At 60.4% G+C, this 14,882-nt stretch carries 12 protein-coding genes; 9 read left to right on the top strand and 3 right to left on the bottom strand.

The features are described 5' to 3' along the window. The first annotated feature begins 48 nt into the window (after positions 1-48). From AC5YUO_RS11925 to AC5YUO_RS11900, 6 genes are all read left to right on the top strand, one after another. Positions 49-684 carry a LysE family translocator gene (locus tag AC5YUO_RS11925; RefSeq protein ID WP_496153445.1) on the top strand — a complete coding sequence of 212 codons (636 nt, stop codon included), beginning with the start codon at positions 49-51 and terminating at the stop codon, positions 682-684. Between the two features lie 136 nt (positions 685-820). After that, on the top strand, positions 821-1,903 hold the full coding sequence (locus AC5YUO_RS11920; RefSeq protein ID WP_496153444.1) for a transglycosylase SLT domain-containing protein: 1,083 nt from the start codon (positions 821-823) through the stop codon (positions 1,901-1,903). A 199-nt stretch (positions 1,904-2,102) separates the two neighbouring features. After that, complete coding sequence (locus AC5YUO_RS11915) at positions 2,103-3,353, top strand: BtaA family protein (RefSeq protein ID WP_059756626.1); 1,251 nt, start codon at positions 2,103-2,105, stop codon at positions 3,351-3,353. Next, positions 3,350-4,069, top strand: a complete 720-nt coding sequence (locus AC5YUO_RS11910; protein ID WP_496153443.1) for a class I SAM-dependent methyltransferase — start codon at positions 3,350-3,352, stop codon at positions 4,067-4,069. Before AC5YUO_RS11915 ends, AC5YUO_RS11910 begins: the two co-directional genes overlap by 4 nt. Positions 4,070-4,303: 234 nt before the next feature. After that, a complete protein-coding gene (locus tag AC5YUO_RS11905; protein ID WP_400813288.1) occupies positions 4,304-5,083 on the top strand; it encodes a glycoside hydrolase family 25 protein in 780 nt (259 codons plus the stop codon). Between the two features lie 124 nt (positions 5,084-5,207). Beyond that, positions 5,208-6,434: a lytic murein transglycosylase gene (locus AC5YUO_RS11900; protein ID WP_496153442.1), complete on the top strand. Its 1,227-nt coding sequence runs from the start codon at positions 5,208-5,210 to the stop codon at positions 6,432-6,434. A 465-nt stretch (positions 6,435-6,899) separates the two neighbouring features. Here AC5YUO_RS11900 and metF read toward each other — a convergent pair whose 3' ends face one another. The 3 genes from metF to ettA all read right to left on the bottom strand — a co-directional run bounded on the left by metF (position 6,900) and on the right by ettA (position 10,618). Further along, entirely contained in the window at positions 6,900-7,793 is an 894-nt protein-coding gene (gene metF / locus AC5YUO_RS11895; RefSeq protein WP_496153441.1) for a methylenetetrahydrofolate reductase [NAD(P)H], read from the bottom strand. Position 7,794: 1 nt separating this feature from the next. Further along, positions 7,795-8,808: an ArsR/SmtB family transcription factor gene (locus AC5YUO_RS11890; protein WP_269829082.1), complete on the bottom strand. Its 1,014-nt coding sequence runs from the start codon at positions 8,806-8,808 to the stop codon at positions 7,795-7,797. 160 nt (positions 8,809-8,968) lie between these two features. After that, positions 8,969-10,618: an energy-dependent translational throttle protein EttA gene (ettA, locus tag AC5YUO_RS11885; RefSeq protein ID WP_400813283.1), complete on the bottom strand. Its 1,650-nt coding sequence runs from the start codon at positions 10,616-10,618 to the stop codon at positions 8,969-8,971. A gap of 146 nt (positions 10,619-10,764) precedes the next feature. Here ettA and AC5YUO_RS11880 point away from each other — a divergent pair, with 146 nt between their 5' ends. From AC5YUO_RS11880 to AC5YUO_RS11870, 3 genes are all read left to right on the top strand, one after another. Further along, a complete protein-coding gene (locus AC5YUO_RS11880) occupies positions 10,765-11,745 on the top strand; it encodes an alpha/beta hydrolase (protein ID WP_496154856.1) in 981 nt (326 codons plus the stop codon). Positions 11,746-11,914: 169 nt separating this feature from the next. Further along, a complete protein-coding gene (caiB, locus tag AC5YUO_RS11875; protein ID WP_496153440.1) occupies positions 11,915-13,117 on the top strand; it encodes a succinate--glutarate CoA-transferase in 1,203 nt (400 codons plus the stop codon). Next, a complete protein-coding gene (locus AC5YUO_RS11870; protein WP_496153439.1) occupies positions 13,114-14,781 on the top strand; it encodes a thiamine pyrophosphate-binding protein in 1,668 nt (555 codons plus the stop codon). The genes caiB and AC5YUO_RS11870 overlap by 4 nt, the downstream gene beginning before the upstream one ends. The last annotated feature ends 101 nt before the right edge of the window (positions 14,782-14,882 follow it).

Genomic DNA, 14,882 nt, shown 5'->3' with positions numbered 1-14,882 from the left:
ACGATAGTCTAAAATAAGACGGCGACAGGGAGGGCAAGGAGGAAGAGAATGTCTGGACAGGCGTGGCTGATTTTCTGTGCAGCATGTGCCGTTGTGTTCGCACTCCCCTCTCCCCTTGTATTCTCTGTCGCCTCCTATGCCGCCATTCGCGGCAAAAAGACGGTCTTCGCTTCCGTTATCGGCGGCGCACTCGGCATCGTCACGGCCATGACGATTTCCGCCATTCCGGTGGCCGGTCTCGTCTGGCTGCCGCAATCCTTCGTGGAAATCGTGCAATGGGCCGGCATCGGCTGGCTGATGCTGTTTCTCCTGTGGACCTTCGCCACCCCCGCCGCCCAGGCGGCCAATGCCGACAATGACAATCTGCCGGGCAAATCCTGGAGCGGTATCTTCCGCGATTGTTACGCCATTGCCGCCCTGCGCCCGCGCTACTTCACTTTCTTTCTCGCGCTGCTACCGCAATTCGTGTCCACCTCCGGCAATGCAATTGAAACGCTTGCCATGGCGCAGGCCGCCATCCTGCTTCTGGCGCTTGTGATTTTAACCGCGCAGGCGCTGTTTGCCGGCTCCACTCTGGCGCTGGTGCGCCGCATGTCGGGCGATAAAAAAATCCGGCCGAAATACCGCACCCACTTCATTTCCGGCCGCGCCGTCAGCGCCGGATACAGGCGCATCGCGGCCTGAAAAACCGCCCGAAAGCCGGGGAGAAACGTCCCGGCTTGCCGCTATCCTTACAATAGGTTAATGAAGGCTCGACGGGACACTGCCTGCTTCGCTCGACGCGGGGGTATCGAAAGACAGGCATAACGAAGGCGGCAACATGCGAAATTCGGGAAAATTCCGCGGAAGAAGTGCACTTCTTCTGTCTTCCACCGTGGGTCTGGCACTGGCATTGAGCGCATGCACCAGCGTCGAATATACCGCGAAGGAAGGGCCGGACGGCCCGAAGATTGCAACAGTCAATCCCGCTGCCACGCCTGCGCAAACATCGGCGCCGCCGGCAACGGCCGAAGCCGCAGCGGGCGCGACCCCGGCAGCAGCGGCGGTGCAGACCGCCGAAACCGCAACCTCTTCCCAGCCTGCGGCACTTCCCACCGCCGTCGCCGTCAAGGGCGGACGCGTGGCTCTGCCGCCGGCTTCTGAAATTGCCGCAGCCGCCGCCATCGCCGCCCAGATGCAACCGCAGCAGAACGAGGTCGCTCAGGCAAGCGTGACGACATCTGCACCGACAACGGCCGCAGCCCTTGCGCCGACAAGCGCCACTCCAGCGGCGACAGCCATCGAAACGGCGGATCTGGCGGCAAGACCGGCCGCCCACAATGCCGCAGCCGATCTGCCGCAGGTGGTTGCCGTCAAGGGCAGCTTCCCGCCGGCACCGCCGCCGCCCGGTTCGCCCTCCATCGGCACCGAACTGACAGCCGAACGGAAAGTCATTCCGCTGCCGAAGCCGGACAGCTCGGTTCTCGCCTATGCCGCCGGCCCGACCAATGCCGCGCTTGCCGCCATCCGTCAGAACGAATCAATGACGGCGCCGCTCAATTCCGCACCCGCCGGACGCGAAAAGCTGAGCGGGCTGATTACCAAATACGCCACCATGTATGACGTGCCGGAAGATCTGGTTCACCGCGTGGTGCAGCGTGAAAGCCGCTATAATCCCGGTGCCTATAGCAGCGGCAATTTCGGCCTGATGCAGATCCGGCACGCCACCGCCCGCTCGATGGGCTTCGATGGCCCCGCCTCCGGCCTGTTCGATGCGGAAACCAACCTCAAATACGCCGTCAAATATCTGCGCGGCGCATGGGTTGTGGCGGGCAACGACCGCGATAACGCGGTCCGGCTTTATGCTCGTGGTTATTATTACGACGCCAAGCGCAAGGGCATGTTGCACGTTCTGCGCAAGTGATGGCCTCCGGCTCTGTTATGCGAATGCAACCACGCGGCTTTTCTTAAGCCGCCGGGTGTTTTCATTTCATCATCCTGATTGGGCGGCGCAGGCCGGTTTTCCACCGACCTCCCTATTCCCCGCCTTTGCCCACAGCCCCTGTCATCAAATTGTAGTGTCACGGCTGTAGACGCCTCTCAATCGACTGAGAGGTGAACATATGACGAGTGCGGCACCCAAGACCGGCTTCAGCAAGAACACGAAACTGAAGTCCGCATTGCTCCAGCACAAGGCACTCTCCAAAAGCGGTCTGTCCGAGCGCTTCTTCGGCGTCCTCTTTTCCGGCCTCGTCTATCCGCAGATATGGGAAGACCCCGAAATCGACATGGAAGCGATGGAGCTTGGCGAAGGTCATCGCATCGTCACCATAGGTTCGGGCGGCTGCAACATGCTGGCCTATCTCTCCCGCAACCCCGCCAGCATCGATGTGGTTGACCTCAACCCGCATCACATCGCGCTGAACAAGCTGAAGCTCGCCGCCTTCCGCCATCTGCCGGCGCACCAGGATGTGGTGCGGCACTTCGGCCGCGCCAACACTCGCAGCAACAGCCACGGTTATGACCGCTTCATCGCCGAGCATCTCGACGCGACGACAAAGGCCTATTGGTCGAAGCGCACCCTTTCCGGCCGCCGCCGCATCTCGGTGTTCGACAGGAACATCTATCGTACCGGCCTGCTCGGCCGCTTCATCGGCGCCGGCCATCTCATGGCCCGGCTGCATGGCGTGAAGCTCACCGAAATGGCGAAGACCCGCACCTTGGACGAACAGCGCCAGTTTTTCGACAGCAAGGTGGCGCCGCTGTTCGACAAGCCGGTGGTGCGCTGGCTGACGAAGCGCAAAAGCTCGCTCTTCGGCCTCGGCATTCCGCCGCGCCAATATGACGAGCTGGCGAGCCTTTCCGCCAATGGCACGGTCGCCTCCGTGCTCAAGGAGCGCTTGGAAAAGCTCGCCTGCAACTTCCCGCTCAGCGACAATTATTTCGCCTGGCAGGCCTTCGCGCGCCGTTATCCCGAGCCGCATGAGGGCGCGCTGCCCGCTTATCTCAAGCCGGAATATTACGAGACGATCCGCAACAATACGGCGCGCGTCGCCGTACACCACGCCACCTATACCGAGCTTCTTTCCCGCAAGCCGGCAAGCGCAGTCGACCGCTATATCCTCCTCGATGCGCAGGACTGGATGACGGACACGCAGCTTAACGAATTATGGTCGCAGATCAGCCGCACCGCCGCTTCGGGCGCGCGCGTCATCTTCCGCACCGCAGCCGAAAAGAGCGTCATCGAAGGCCGGCTTTCGCCTGATATCCGCAACCAGTGGGTCTATCTCGAAGAGCGCTCCAACGAGCTCAACGCCATGGACCGCTCCGCCATCTATGGCGGCTTCCATATCTACCAGAGGGCTATGGCATGAAAACCATCGGCGAGAATGTGGGCCTTGCAGACAGCGCGCATGCGAGCCTGATGGACCGCATGTATCGCCACCAGCGGCATATCTACGATATCACCCGCAAATATTACCTTCTCGGCCGCGACAGGACCATTTCCGGCCTCGACGTGCCGAAGGGCGGCACGCTGCTGGAAGTGGGCTGCGGCACCGGCCGCAACCTGCTACTCGCCAGCCGCAAGTTTCCGGACGCGAAGCTTTTCGGCCTAGACATCTCCGCCGAAATGTTGCTGACCGCGTCCGAGAATTTTTCCGGCAAGGCGGAACGCCCCATTCTGCGTGTGGCCGATGCCACTGCTTTTCGCGCTTCAGAATTCGGCCAGACCGACGGCTTCGATCGCGTCATGATCCCCTATGCGCTGTCGATGATACCGGACTGGGAAAAGGCGATCGAACAGGCGCTCACGGCGCTGAAACCCGGCGGTTCGCTGCATATCGTCGATTTCGGCCAGCAGGAACAATTGCCGAAGTGGTTCCGCACCCTTCTGCAAGCCTGGCTCGCGCGTTTTCACGTCACGCCCCGCGCCAATCTCCGTTATGTTCTGGCCAATATGGCCGGCCGCTTTGACGGCAATCTCGAATTCGAGGAAATTGCCCGGGGTTATGCGTGGCGGGCGATCATCACTCTTCCGGTCGTTGAAGCGCAGCAGCCGAAAATCCACCGCATATTGGCCGACGCCTGATTCCCGAAGAGTTACGCATCGCGCCAGGCCGCAAGGGGTGTCGCTTTCGGGGCTCCTGCCGGGTCAGATTTCCGCAGTAAAACCGCAAATCGCTTCAAATCCAGCGACTTGCGAGGTGCAAAAAGCACGTTGCCCCTTGCCATATCAGTTTGTTTACCATGTTATGCGCAAATCGGGAGATACGGTACGCCCATTTGCGGCCGTGGGATGGTCAACATTTTCATCAGGGTTCCAATGCGGCTGCGTTTATCGGCACTACTCACGGCTATGCTGTTGATCGGCGGCTGCACCTCCACGAGTTACGACCTGCTTGAAACCGCATCCGTTTCCAAACCGAAATTTTCCGATACCGATCCCCAGGATTTCGGTATGAACAACCCGCACCGCCACGAAGTGCACGGCATCGACGTGTCCAAATGGAATGGCGATGTTGATTGGCAGACCGTGCGCAAGTCGGGCGTGTCCTTCGTCTTCATCAAGGCGACGGAGGGGTCGGACCGCATCGATCCGAAATTCGGCGACCATTGGCGCAGCGCGGCGGCGGCAGATGTTCTGCACGCGCCTTACCACTTCTATTATTTCTGCTCGACAGCAGACGCCCAGGCCGACTGGTTCATTCGCAACGTGCCGAAGGAAGCCGTCACCCTGCCGCCGGTTCTCGATGTGGAGTGGAACCCCGCCTCCCCCACCTGCAAGACACGTCCCGCACCCGGCATCGTTCGCGCCGAGATGCAGCGTTTCCTCGACCGCATCGAGGCGCATTACGGCAAACGCCCGATCATCTATACCTCGGTCGATTTCCACCGCGACAATCTCGTCGGCCAGTTCAAGAATTATCATTTCTGGGTGCGCTCCGTTGCCGCGCATCCGACCAAGATCTATGAAGACCGGCAATGGGCCTTCTGGCAATATACGGCAACCGGTGTCGTGCCCGGCGTGAACGGCCCGACCGATATCAACGTCTTTGCCGGCAGCGAGAAAAACTGGCGCAAATGGGTCGCTTCCGCCAAATAAACACGGCCAAGAAGCAACACATTCAAAAAAACCGCGTTCTCACCTATCGCCAGACCGCGAGACCCGTTTTTTTGTCGCAAACATATGGGTAAAGCGGGCCTTACAACCCATTGAGGAAATTCCCATGTCCACCTTCCGGTCGCGCAGCATCGTTTTTGCCGCCGCTTTGTCGCTTCTTTCCACCGGCTCCGCTTTCGCCACGCCGCCCGTGGCCTCGCCTGACGATCCCAAGCAGGTTGCCTGCGGCGGTGATCTCGGCGCATTTCTCGAAGGCGTAAAAGCCGACGCCCTCGCCAAGGGCATTCCGGCCGATGCAATCCAGAAGGCGCTTGCCGGCGCACAGATCGACCCTAAGGTGCTCTCGCGTGACCGCGCGCAGGGTGTCTTCCGCCAGACCTTCCTGGAATTCTCCCAGCGCACCGTCAGCCAGGCGCGCCTCGATATCGGCCGCAAGAAACTGCAGGAACTCTCCTCCACCTTCGCCCGCGCCGAAAATGAATTCGGTGTACCAGCCGGCGTCATCGCCGCATTCTGGGCCATGGAGACCGATTTCGGCGCCGTTCAAGGCGACTTCAACACCCGCAACGCGCTGGTGACCCTCTCGCATGATTGCCGCCGCCCGGAACTTTTCCGTCCGCAGCTGCTGGCGCTCATTGAAATGGTTCAGCATGGCGATCTCGACCCTGCCACCAACACCGGCGCATGGGCCGGTGAAATCGGCCAGGTGCAGATGCTCCCCAAGGACATCATTGCTTTCGGCGTTGATGGTGATGGCAACGGCCACATCAACGTCAAGGATAGCGCCCCGGATGCCATCCTGACGGCTGCGAAATTCATCCAGCATCTCGGCTTCAAGAAGGGCGAACCGTGGATTCAGGAAGTCTCCCTGCCGGAAAACCTGCCATGGGAAAAATCGGGCCTTGGCGGTCCGCTCACCGCCGGCGAGTGGTTTGCGCTTGGCGTGACGCCGCGTGACGGCAACAAAAACTTTGCCTCCCTGCCCGCTGCCCTCATCATGCCGCAGGGCCGCAAGGGACCGACCTTCATCACCTATCCGAACTTCAACATCTATCTGGAATGGAACCAGTCGTTCATCTACACGACCTCGGCCGCCTATTTCGCCACCCGCCTGATGGGCTCTCCCGTCTACAACAAGGGCAATCCGGAGCCCGGCTTCGACGATGCGACCATGAAGGAGCTTCAGACCAAGCTTGAGGCGCGCGGACACAATGTCGGCAAGGTGGATGGCATTCTCGGTTCCGGCACCCGCGTCGCCATCCAGAAGGAGCAGCAGCGTCTCGGACTGCCCGCCGATGGCTGGCCTTCGACCGCACTTCTCCAGGCGCTTTAAGCAATCTTAACGGCGCCTTCCGGCCCTTAATCTGTCGGACGGAATCAAGGCATAAAGTGTTAATCTCGACCTGATGACTGGGGATAACACCCCGGTCATTTACTTTTTTTAAACATATGAAGCACTGCGTGATAAGAAAATAATCTTTTAATTTCAAATAATTACAGAAATTTCTTTTTTATGTCGTCTGCAGACGTGCTGCACTGCATCACAAAAACCGCTTTTCAACTGCCACAAAACGGTCATATTATCGAACCTGTCAACAACAGGAGGCACCCATGGGACTTACAAAATCTCTCAATGCCTTGGCAGTCGGTTTGGCGTTTTTGTTCGTAGCGATGATGCTTTTCATCTGACGAGACGTGAAGACCAAACGCAGATAAGAACCGTAGATGACACGAGTTTAAAAAGCGCAGGCCCTGAGGGACCTGCGCTTTTTTCATGTCGGTCATCCGCTGCGTGAAATCAGGCGGCGCTGCGGCGCAGACGCTCCAGCCCGAGATTTTCAAGCACCGCATCAACCAGCGGAGCACGGTTCATGGTGTAGAGGTGGAACTCGTTGACGCCGCGTCGTTGCAGATCGGCGATCTGCTCGGCGGCAACCTCTGCGGCCACGCGGGCACGCCCCTCCAGATCGTCGTCATAACCTTCGAACCGCTCATCCAGAAAACCGGGAATGCTGGTGCCGCAACGGCCGGCGAAACGCTTGAGCTGGGTGAGGTTCTGGATCGGCATGATGCCCGGAACCACCGGAATGGTGATGCCCGCCGCCGTCACCCGTTCCATATAACGCTCGAATACGTCATTATCGAAGAAGAACTGCGTCAGCGCACGCGTCGCACCATTGTCGGCCTTGCGCTTCAGCATATCGATATCAACAGCTTCGCTTGCGCTTTCCGGGTGCTTTTCCGGATAGGCCGAAACGGAAATCTCGAAGTCGGCAATTTCGCGCAGCCCCTTCACCAGAGCAGCGGCGTTCTCATACCCTTCAGGATGCGGCTGATAGGCCGTGCCGATGCCAGTGGAGGGATCGCCGCGCAGCGCCACGAAATGGCGAACGCCGGCATTACGAAACTCTTCGATGACCTGATGCACGTCGTCACGGCTGGCATCCACGCAGGTCAGATGCGCGGCGGTGGCCAGATGGCTGTCGCCGATCATGCGGCGCACCGCATCCAGCGTCGGCGCCTTGGTGGAACCGCCGGCGCCATAGGTGACGGACACGAAATCCGGGTTCCATTTCTTCAGCTCGGCAACCGTTTCCCAGAGCTGGGTTTCCATCTCGGGATTCTTGGGCGGGAAAAATTCGAAAGACAACCGGATATCGCCATCACGGCGTGCGGTTTCCGACCTCAACATATCATGCCCTCCCGGCAGCAAGTAAAACGGCCTCTTGCACCACATCGTCTGCCATCAGCAGCCGCTGGTCGCGGGCAACCCATATCGTCACGTCCAGAGCCTCGTCGGACGCTTTTTCAGAATGAAGATCGACGGCGCGCTCCAGAGACAGCCCGGCCTTTTTCAGCCATTCTTCCATCAGCGGATGCGAAAAGCCGAGCCGCACATGCGCATGCTCATCGCGCAGATATTCGAAGGAATGCGGCGCAAGATCGATGACGATCAGCCGCCCGCCCGGCCGCAGCATGCGCGCGGCTTCGGACAGCGCGATTTCCGGCTGATCGAGGAAATGCAGAACCTGATGGATGACGATCAGATCGAAATCCTGACCTTCCAACGGCAGATTGAGAATATCGCCATGGCGAACCGAGGCATTGACCACGCCCGCCTTGTCGAGATTGGCGCGCGCCACCGAGAGCATGTCGCGGCTGGCATCGACGCCGATCGCGCGGCGATAAATGCCGCTCAGAAGCTGCAGGATACGGCCGGTACCCGTGCCGAGATCGAGCAGCGAATCGACCGGCGTGGTGCCCACCAGTTTCAGGAGCGCGCCTTCCACAGCCTCGTCGCTGACATGCAAGCGGCGCAGCTCGTCCCAGGCGGAGGCGTTACGGCTGAAATAATCCTGCGCCCGCTCCGCCCGCACCCGCTTGACGGTGGCAAGCCGTTCGCTGTCGCGCTGGAGAACGGCGTCGGAGGGCGATGCGGCGCCGAGCAGCTGCCGGACGACGCCCGCAGGCTCGCCATCCTGCCGCAAACGGAAATAGGCCCAGGCACCTTCCTGATAACGTTCGATCAGCCCCTCTTCCGTCAAAAGCTTGAGGTGACGGGAAATGCGCGGCTGCGACTGGCCGAGAATTTCGGTAAGATCGGTAACCGTCAGATCGCCGGCCGCAAGAAGCGCCAACAAACGAAAGCGCGTCGGCTCACCCGCCGCCTTCAGGAGATCCACCAATTTGTCCAGACCGAACGCCACTCTGCCGCGCCTCGCAAGCTAATCAAGATATAAAGATATCTTTATGTCGACGTAGCGTTCGATGCAAGCGCAAAGTGTCCTGCGCCGCCATCAACTCCAATTATTGCACAAGAAAAGGCCCGCTTTGCGGCGGGCCTTTCTGAAGCGATGCGGAAAAGGATCAGCGCGTCAGGCGCTTGTAGCTAACCCGGCCGGGCTTGATGCTTTCCGGGCCGAGGCGGCGGACCTTGTCCTTTTCATAGTCTTCAAAGTTGCCTTCGAACCATTCCACGTGGCTGTCACCCTCGAAAGCGAGAATGTGGGTGGCCAGACGATCGAGGAACATACGGTCGTGGCTGATGATAACGGCGCAGCCGGCGAAGGCTTCCAGCGCTTCTTCGAGCGCTGCCAGCGTTTCCGTATCAAGGTCGTTGGTCGGTTCGTCGAGAAGCAACACGTTGCCGCCCGCCTTCAGCATCTTGGCGAGGTGCACGCGGTTACGCTGACCACCCGAGAGGTTACCAACCTTCTGCTGCTGATCGCCGCCCTTGAAGTTGAAGGCGCCGCAATAGGCGCGCGAGTTCACCTCGAACTTGCCGAGCTTGATGATGTCGTTGCCGCCGGAGATTTCCTCCCACACGGTCTTGTCGCCCGCCAGCGTATCGCGGCTCTGATCGACATAACCGAGCTGAACCGTCTCACCGACAGTCACCGAGCCGCTATCGGGCTGTTCCTGACCGGTGATCATCTTGAACAGCGTGGACTTACCCGCGCCGTTCGGACCGATGACGCCGACAATACCGCCGGGCGGCAGCTTGAAGGACAGGTTTTCGATCAGCACGCGGTCGCCATAGGACTTCGTCAGATTGTCGGCTTCGATGACGACGCGACCGAGACGCTCGGCAACCGGAATGACGATCTGCGCATCGCCGGGACGGCGGTTTTCCGCGGCTTCCACCAGCTCGTCATAGGCCTTGATACGCGCCTTGGACTTGGTCTGGCGTGCCTTCGGGCTGGAGGCGATCCACTCGCTTTCGCGGCTGATGGCCTTCTGGCGCGACGCATCTTCGCGGGCTTCCTGCTGCATGCGCTTGGCTTTCGCCTGCAGGTAAGCGGAGTAGTTGCCTTCGTAAGGAATGCCGCGGCCACGGTCGAGCTCGAGAATCCAGCCCGTCACATTGTCGAGGAAGTAGCGGTCGTGAGTGATCATCATCACGGCGCCGGGATAGTCGCGCAGATGCTTTTCCAGCCAGGCGATGGTTTCAGCGTCAAGATGGTTGGTCGGTTCGTCGAGCAGCAGCAGGTCCGGCTGCGACAGCAGCAGACGGCAAAGCGCCACGCGGCGGCGTTCACCACCCGAAAGGCCCGTTACGGCCGAGTCGCCGGGCGGGCAACGCAGGGCGTCCATGGCCATTTCGACCTGATTTTCCAGATCCCAGAGGTTCTGGCTGTCGATCATGTCCTGAAGCTTTGCGCCCTCATCCGCGGTTTCGTCGGAGTAGTTCATCATCAGTTCGTTGTAGCGGTCGACGATCGCCGTCTTGTGCGCCACGCCTTCCATGACGTTTTCCATCACGGTCTTGTTTTCGTCGAGCTTCGGCTCCTGCTCGAGATAACCGAGCGTCGCACCTTCGGCGAGCCAGGCTTCACCGGTATATTCCTTGTCGAGACCGGCCATGATTTTCAGAACGGTCGACTTACCGGCGCCGTTCGGGCCGAGGATACCGATCTTGGCATCGGGGTAGAAGGAGAGATGAACGTTCTCCAGAACCTTCTTCGCGCCATAGGACTTGTTCAGCCCAGCCATGTGATAGATGAATTGACGTGCCATTGTAGCGAATGCTCCACATCGGATTTTTAAGAGTACGTATCGGGAAATTTGCCGCTATGTAGGGTAAATAGGACCTTGGGGCAACCTCTGGCACGATTATGACCCCATGATTATGACAAGCTGCGTGATGAGGCGATGGCGCGATGATGAATGAGACGACCGATAACTTCGCCTTCAGCCAGATCCAGAGGCTGGAAGCCCCTTCCGGCGCATCCATCGCCTTCCGGTATCAGCCTTCCGCCCTATCCCCCGCGCGCGGCGTGCTGATGATCTGCCACGGCCTCGTCGAACATGCCGGCCGCTACCGCCGTTTTGCCGATGTCATGGCGAAACAGGGCTTCGAGGTCTATGCCCACGACCATCGCGGCCATGGCCGTACGAAAGCGGCGGATGCGCCGCTCGGCCGCTTCGCCTGGAAGGACGGCGCGGAAAAGGTCGTTGCCGATGTCATGGCGATGCGCGTGATGGTCGCAGAAAAACATCCCGGCCTGCCGATCATCCTGTTCGGCCATTCCATGGGCGGCCTCGTGGCGCTAAATACCGCCGTCAGCCATCCGGATGCCTTCGACGGCCTGTCGATCTGGAATTCCAATCTCAATCCCGGCGTCATGGGCCGCATCGCGCAGGTGGTATTGCGGCTTGAAAAAATGCTGAAGGGTTCGGACGTGCCGAGCGCCATCCTGCCGAAAGCAACCTTCCGCGCCTGGAACGCGAAAATGCCGGAAAGGCGCACCCTTGCCGACTGGCTGAGCCACGACAAGGCGGCGGTGGACGCCTATGTCGAAGACCCGCTCTGCCAGTTCGAGGCCAGTGTTTCGCTCTGGCAGGATGTCTTCGAACTCTCCTATCGCGCGCCGAAACTCATCGAACGCCTGCCGAAGACCTTGCCGCTTTTGCTGGTCAGCGGCGATCAGGACGCCGCCACCAATGACGGCAGGGAAATCGTCTGGCTGGCCGAGCGGTTTCGGGAGGCAGGTTTCAGCCATGTCGAACACACCATCTACAAGGGCATGCGGCACGAGACGCTGAACGAGATCGGCTGGCAGGCGGTAGCGGCGGATTTCGCCGCCTGGTGCGGCCGGGTCGTGGATGACACTAAAACCCCCTCCCCGTCATTCCGGCCTTGAGCCGGAATGACGGAATTAGGGGACACCGAGAACGCAACGAATGTCGAAGCGGCCGTGTCATCCCCAATTTAGCGCCGTTCCAAAACGGAATAAGTCCATGAGATAAAATCACATGCGACGGGGCAAGCAGCGGTCTATAAACCGGCAAGAGAAAAACACCGGGGGACAGATGACCGACATGCCGAACAGGAAACCGCCGCTCTCAGGCATTCGCGTCATCGAGCTGGCGCGTGTTCTGGCCGGCCCCTGGGCGGGGCAGATGTTGGCCGATATGGGCGCTGACGTCATCAAGGTGGAAAACCCCGAGGGTGGCGACGATACCCGCGCATGGGGACCGCCCTTCGTTGAAGGTGCGGATGGCGAAAACCTTTCCGCCGCCTATTACCACGCCACCAATCGCGGCAAACGCTCCATCGTTGCCGATTTGAAGACGCCCGAGGGCTGCGAGCTGGTGCGCCGGCTGGTGCGCACCGCCGATGTCGTCATCGAGAATTTCAAGCGTGGCGGGCTTGCCAAATATGGCCTCGATTACGAGAGCCTGAAGGCGCTCAATCCGAAGCTGATCTATTGCTCCATCACCGGCTTCGGCCAGACCGGGCCTTATGCCGATCTCGCCGGATATGACTATATCGTTCAGGGCATGTCCGGCTTCATGTCGATCACGGGCGAAGCGGATGGCCAGCCGATGAAGGCCGGCGTGGCGGTGGCCGATATCTTCACCGGCATCTATTCCGTATCGGCCATTCAGGCGGCCCTGATCCATGCCATCCGCACCGGCGAGGGCCAGCATATCGATATGGCGCTTCTCGATGTGCAATCGGCCGTGCTGGCCAACCAGAACATGAATTACCTGATTTCCGGCAGGCCGCCGGTCAGGCTCGGCAATGCCCACCCGAATATTTCGCCCTATGAGGTGGTGCCGACGGCCGATGGCTTCCTGATCCTCGCGGTCGGCAATGACGGCCAGTTCCGCCGTCTCTGCACCATTCTCGGCATAGGCGCGATTGCCGACGACGAACGTTACGCGACGAACAAGGCCCGCGTGGCCCACAAAGCGGACGTGCGGCGGATCGTTTCCACTGAAACGCTGAAATGGCAGAAGGGCGATCTCCTGACCGCCTGTGAAAAGAATGCCGTGCCGGCCGGACCGATCAATTCCATCGAGGAAATGTTCGCAGATCCGCAGGTGAAGGCGCGCGGCCTCCGCGTCGATCTGGAGGCGGAAGACGGCACCGTCATCCCCGGTGTGCGGACACCCATTATCATGTCACAGACGCCGCTGCGTTATGAGCGCCCGAGCCCGAAGCTCGGCGAACATCAGGCGCAGGTGCTGGCCGAACTGGAAAACATCGAAAGGACCACCACGCCATGACTGCAGCCGGAATGAAAAGAACAGGCGGACAGTTGATCGTCGAAGCGCTGAAGGCCAATGGCGTCTCCCGTGTTTCCTGCGTTCCCGGCGAAAGCTATCTGGCCGTTTTGGATGCGCTATATGAAAGCGGCATCGAAACGGTCGTCTGCCGCCAGGAAGGCGGCGCCGCCATGATGGCCGACACCTGGGGCCGGCTGACCGGCGAACCCGGCATCTGCATGGTGACCCGTGGTCCGGGCGCGACAAATGCCTCAGCCGGCCTGCACATCGCAAGGCAGGATTCCATTCCGATGATCCTGTTCATCGGCCAGGTGCAGCGCGAGGCCCGCGAGCGTGAGGCCTTTCAGGAGGTCGAATATCGTCGTGCCTTCACCGAATTCGCCAAATGGGTGGGCGAGATCGACGATGCACGCCGTATCCCCGAATTCGTCACCCGCGCCTTTGCCGTCGCCACCTCCGGCCGCCCCGGCCCGGTGGTGCTGACGCTGCCCGAAGACATGCTGGTAGAAGAGGTCGAAGCGCCCGAGGCAAAGCCCTACACGCCCGTCGAAGCGCATCCCGGCCCATCCCAGATCGCGGCCTTCGCCAAAATGCTGGGCGAAGCGAAACGGCCCATCTTCATCATCGGCGGCACGCGCTGGTCGGAGGAGAGCGTCGCAACCTTCCGGGCATTTGCCGAAAACCACAAGCTGCCCGTCGGCTGTTCCTTCCGCCGCCAGATGCTGTTCGATCATCTGAGCCCCTCCTATGCGGGCGATGTCGGCATCGGCATCAACCCGGCGCTGGCCAAGGAGATCAAGGAATCAGACCTCGTGGTCCTCCTCGGCGGCCGCCTCTCCGAAATGCCCTCCTCCGGTTATACGCTGCTCGACATCCCCTACCCGTCGCAGAAACTCGTCCATATCTATCCGGAAGCGGAAGAGCTTGGCCGCGTTTACCGTCCCGATCTGGCGATCTGCGCCGCCCCGGACGATTTCGTTGCCGCCCTCTCCTCCGCCACGCTTTCCGACAGCGCCGCATGGGCGGAGCGCACCGCCGCCATGCATGCAGCTTACCTCACCTGGTCGACGCCGCCGCAGAGCGGCCCCGGCGCGGTGCAGATGGGTCCGATCATGGACTGGATCGAAGCCAATGTGCCTGAGGATGCGATCTTCACCAATGGCGCCGGCAACTATGCCACCTGGCTGCACCGCTTCCACCGTTTCCGCCGTTACAACACCCAATCGGCTCCGACATCCGGCTCAATGGGTTATGGCCTGCCGGCAGCGGTGGCTGCCAAACATCTGTTCCCGGAGCGGGAAGTGATCTGCTTTGCCGGTGACGGCTGCTTCATGATGCACGGGCAGGAATTCATCACCGCCGTGCGTTATGGCCTGCCGATCATCACCGTGCTGGTCAATAACGGCACCTATGGCACGATCCGCATGCATCAGGAGCGGGAATATCCCGGCCGTGTCAGCGGCACCGATCTCGTCAATCCGGATTTCAACGCTTTTGCAAAGGCCTATGGCGGCCACGGCGAAACGGTGGAAAGAACGGAAGACTTCGCCGCCGCCTTCGAGCGGGCGCGTGAAAGCGGTAAACCGGCCATCATCGAGGTAAAGCTGGATGCGGAAGCAATCACGCCGACGCGCACGCTGACGCAGATCAGAACCCGGGCCTGACATTGCCGCCGATATTGGTGGTGGACACGGCTCCGGCATGGTGTAAATCCTGACGCTCCAGTCATCCTCGGGCCTGTCACGAGGATCCAATCACGTATCGT

The organism is Agrobacterium sp. LEGMi-208b (genome assembly GCF_059511785.1).
This window is presented reverse-complemented; position numbering and strand designations above follow the sequence as displayed.

Excerpts from the sequence above, each read along its gene's own strand:
- AC5YUO_RS11925 (WP_496153445.1), top strand. The coding sequence starts at position 49 with ATGTCTGGACAGGCGTGGCTGATTTTCTGTGCAGCATGTGCCGTTGTG.
- AC5YUO_RS11920 (WP_496153444.1), top strand. The coding sequence starts at position 821 with ATGCGAAATTCGGGAAAATTCCGCGGAAGAAGTGCACTTCTTCTGTCT.
- AC5YUO_RS11915 (WP_059756626.1), top strand. The coding sequence starts at position 2,103 with ATGACGAGTGCGGCACCCAAGACCGGCTTCAGCAAGAACACGAAACTG.
- AC5YUO_RS11910 (WP_496153443.1), top strand. The coding sequence starts at position 3,350 with ATGAAAACCATCGGCGAGAATGTGGGCCTTGCAGACAGCGCGCATGCG.
- AC5YUO_RS11905 (WP_400813288.1), top strand. The coding sequence starts at position 4,304 with ATGCGGCTGCGTTTATCGGCACTACTCACGGCTATGCTGTTGATCGGC.
- AC5YUO_RS11900 (WP_496153442.1), top strand. The coding sequence starts at position 5,208 with ATGTCCACCTTCCGGTCGCGCAGCATCGTTTTTGCCGCCGCTTTGTCG.
- metF (WP_496153441.1), bottom strand. The coding sequence starts at position 7,793 with ATGTTGAGGTCGGAAACCGCACGCCGTGATGGCGATATCCGGTTGTCT.
- ettA (WP_400813283.1), bottom strand. The coding sequence starts at position 10,618 with ATGGCACGTCAATTCATCTATCACATGGCTGGGCTGAACAAGTCCTAT.
- AC5YUO_RS11880 (WP_496154856.1), top strand. The coding sequence starts at position 10,765 with ATGAATGAGACGACCGATAACTTCGCCTTCAGCCAGATCCAGAGGCTG.
- caiB (WP_496153440.1), top strand. The coding sequence starts at position 11,915 with ATGACCGACATGCCGAACAGGAAACCGCCGCTCTCAGGCATTCGCGTC.
- AC5YUO_RS11870 (WP_496153439.1), top strand. The coding sequence starts at position 13,114 with ATGACTGCAGCCGGAATGAAAAGAACAGGCGGACAGTTGATCGTCGAA.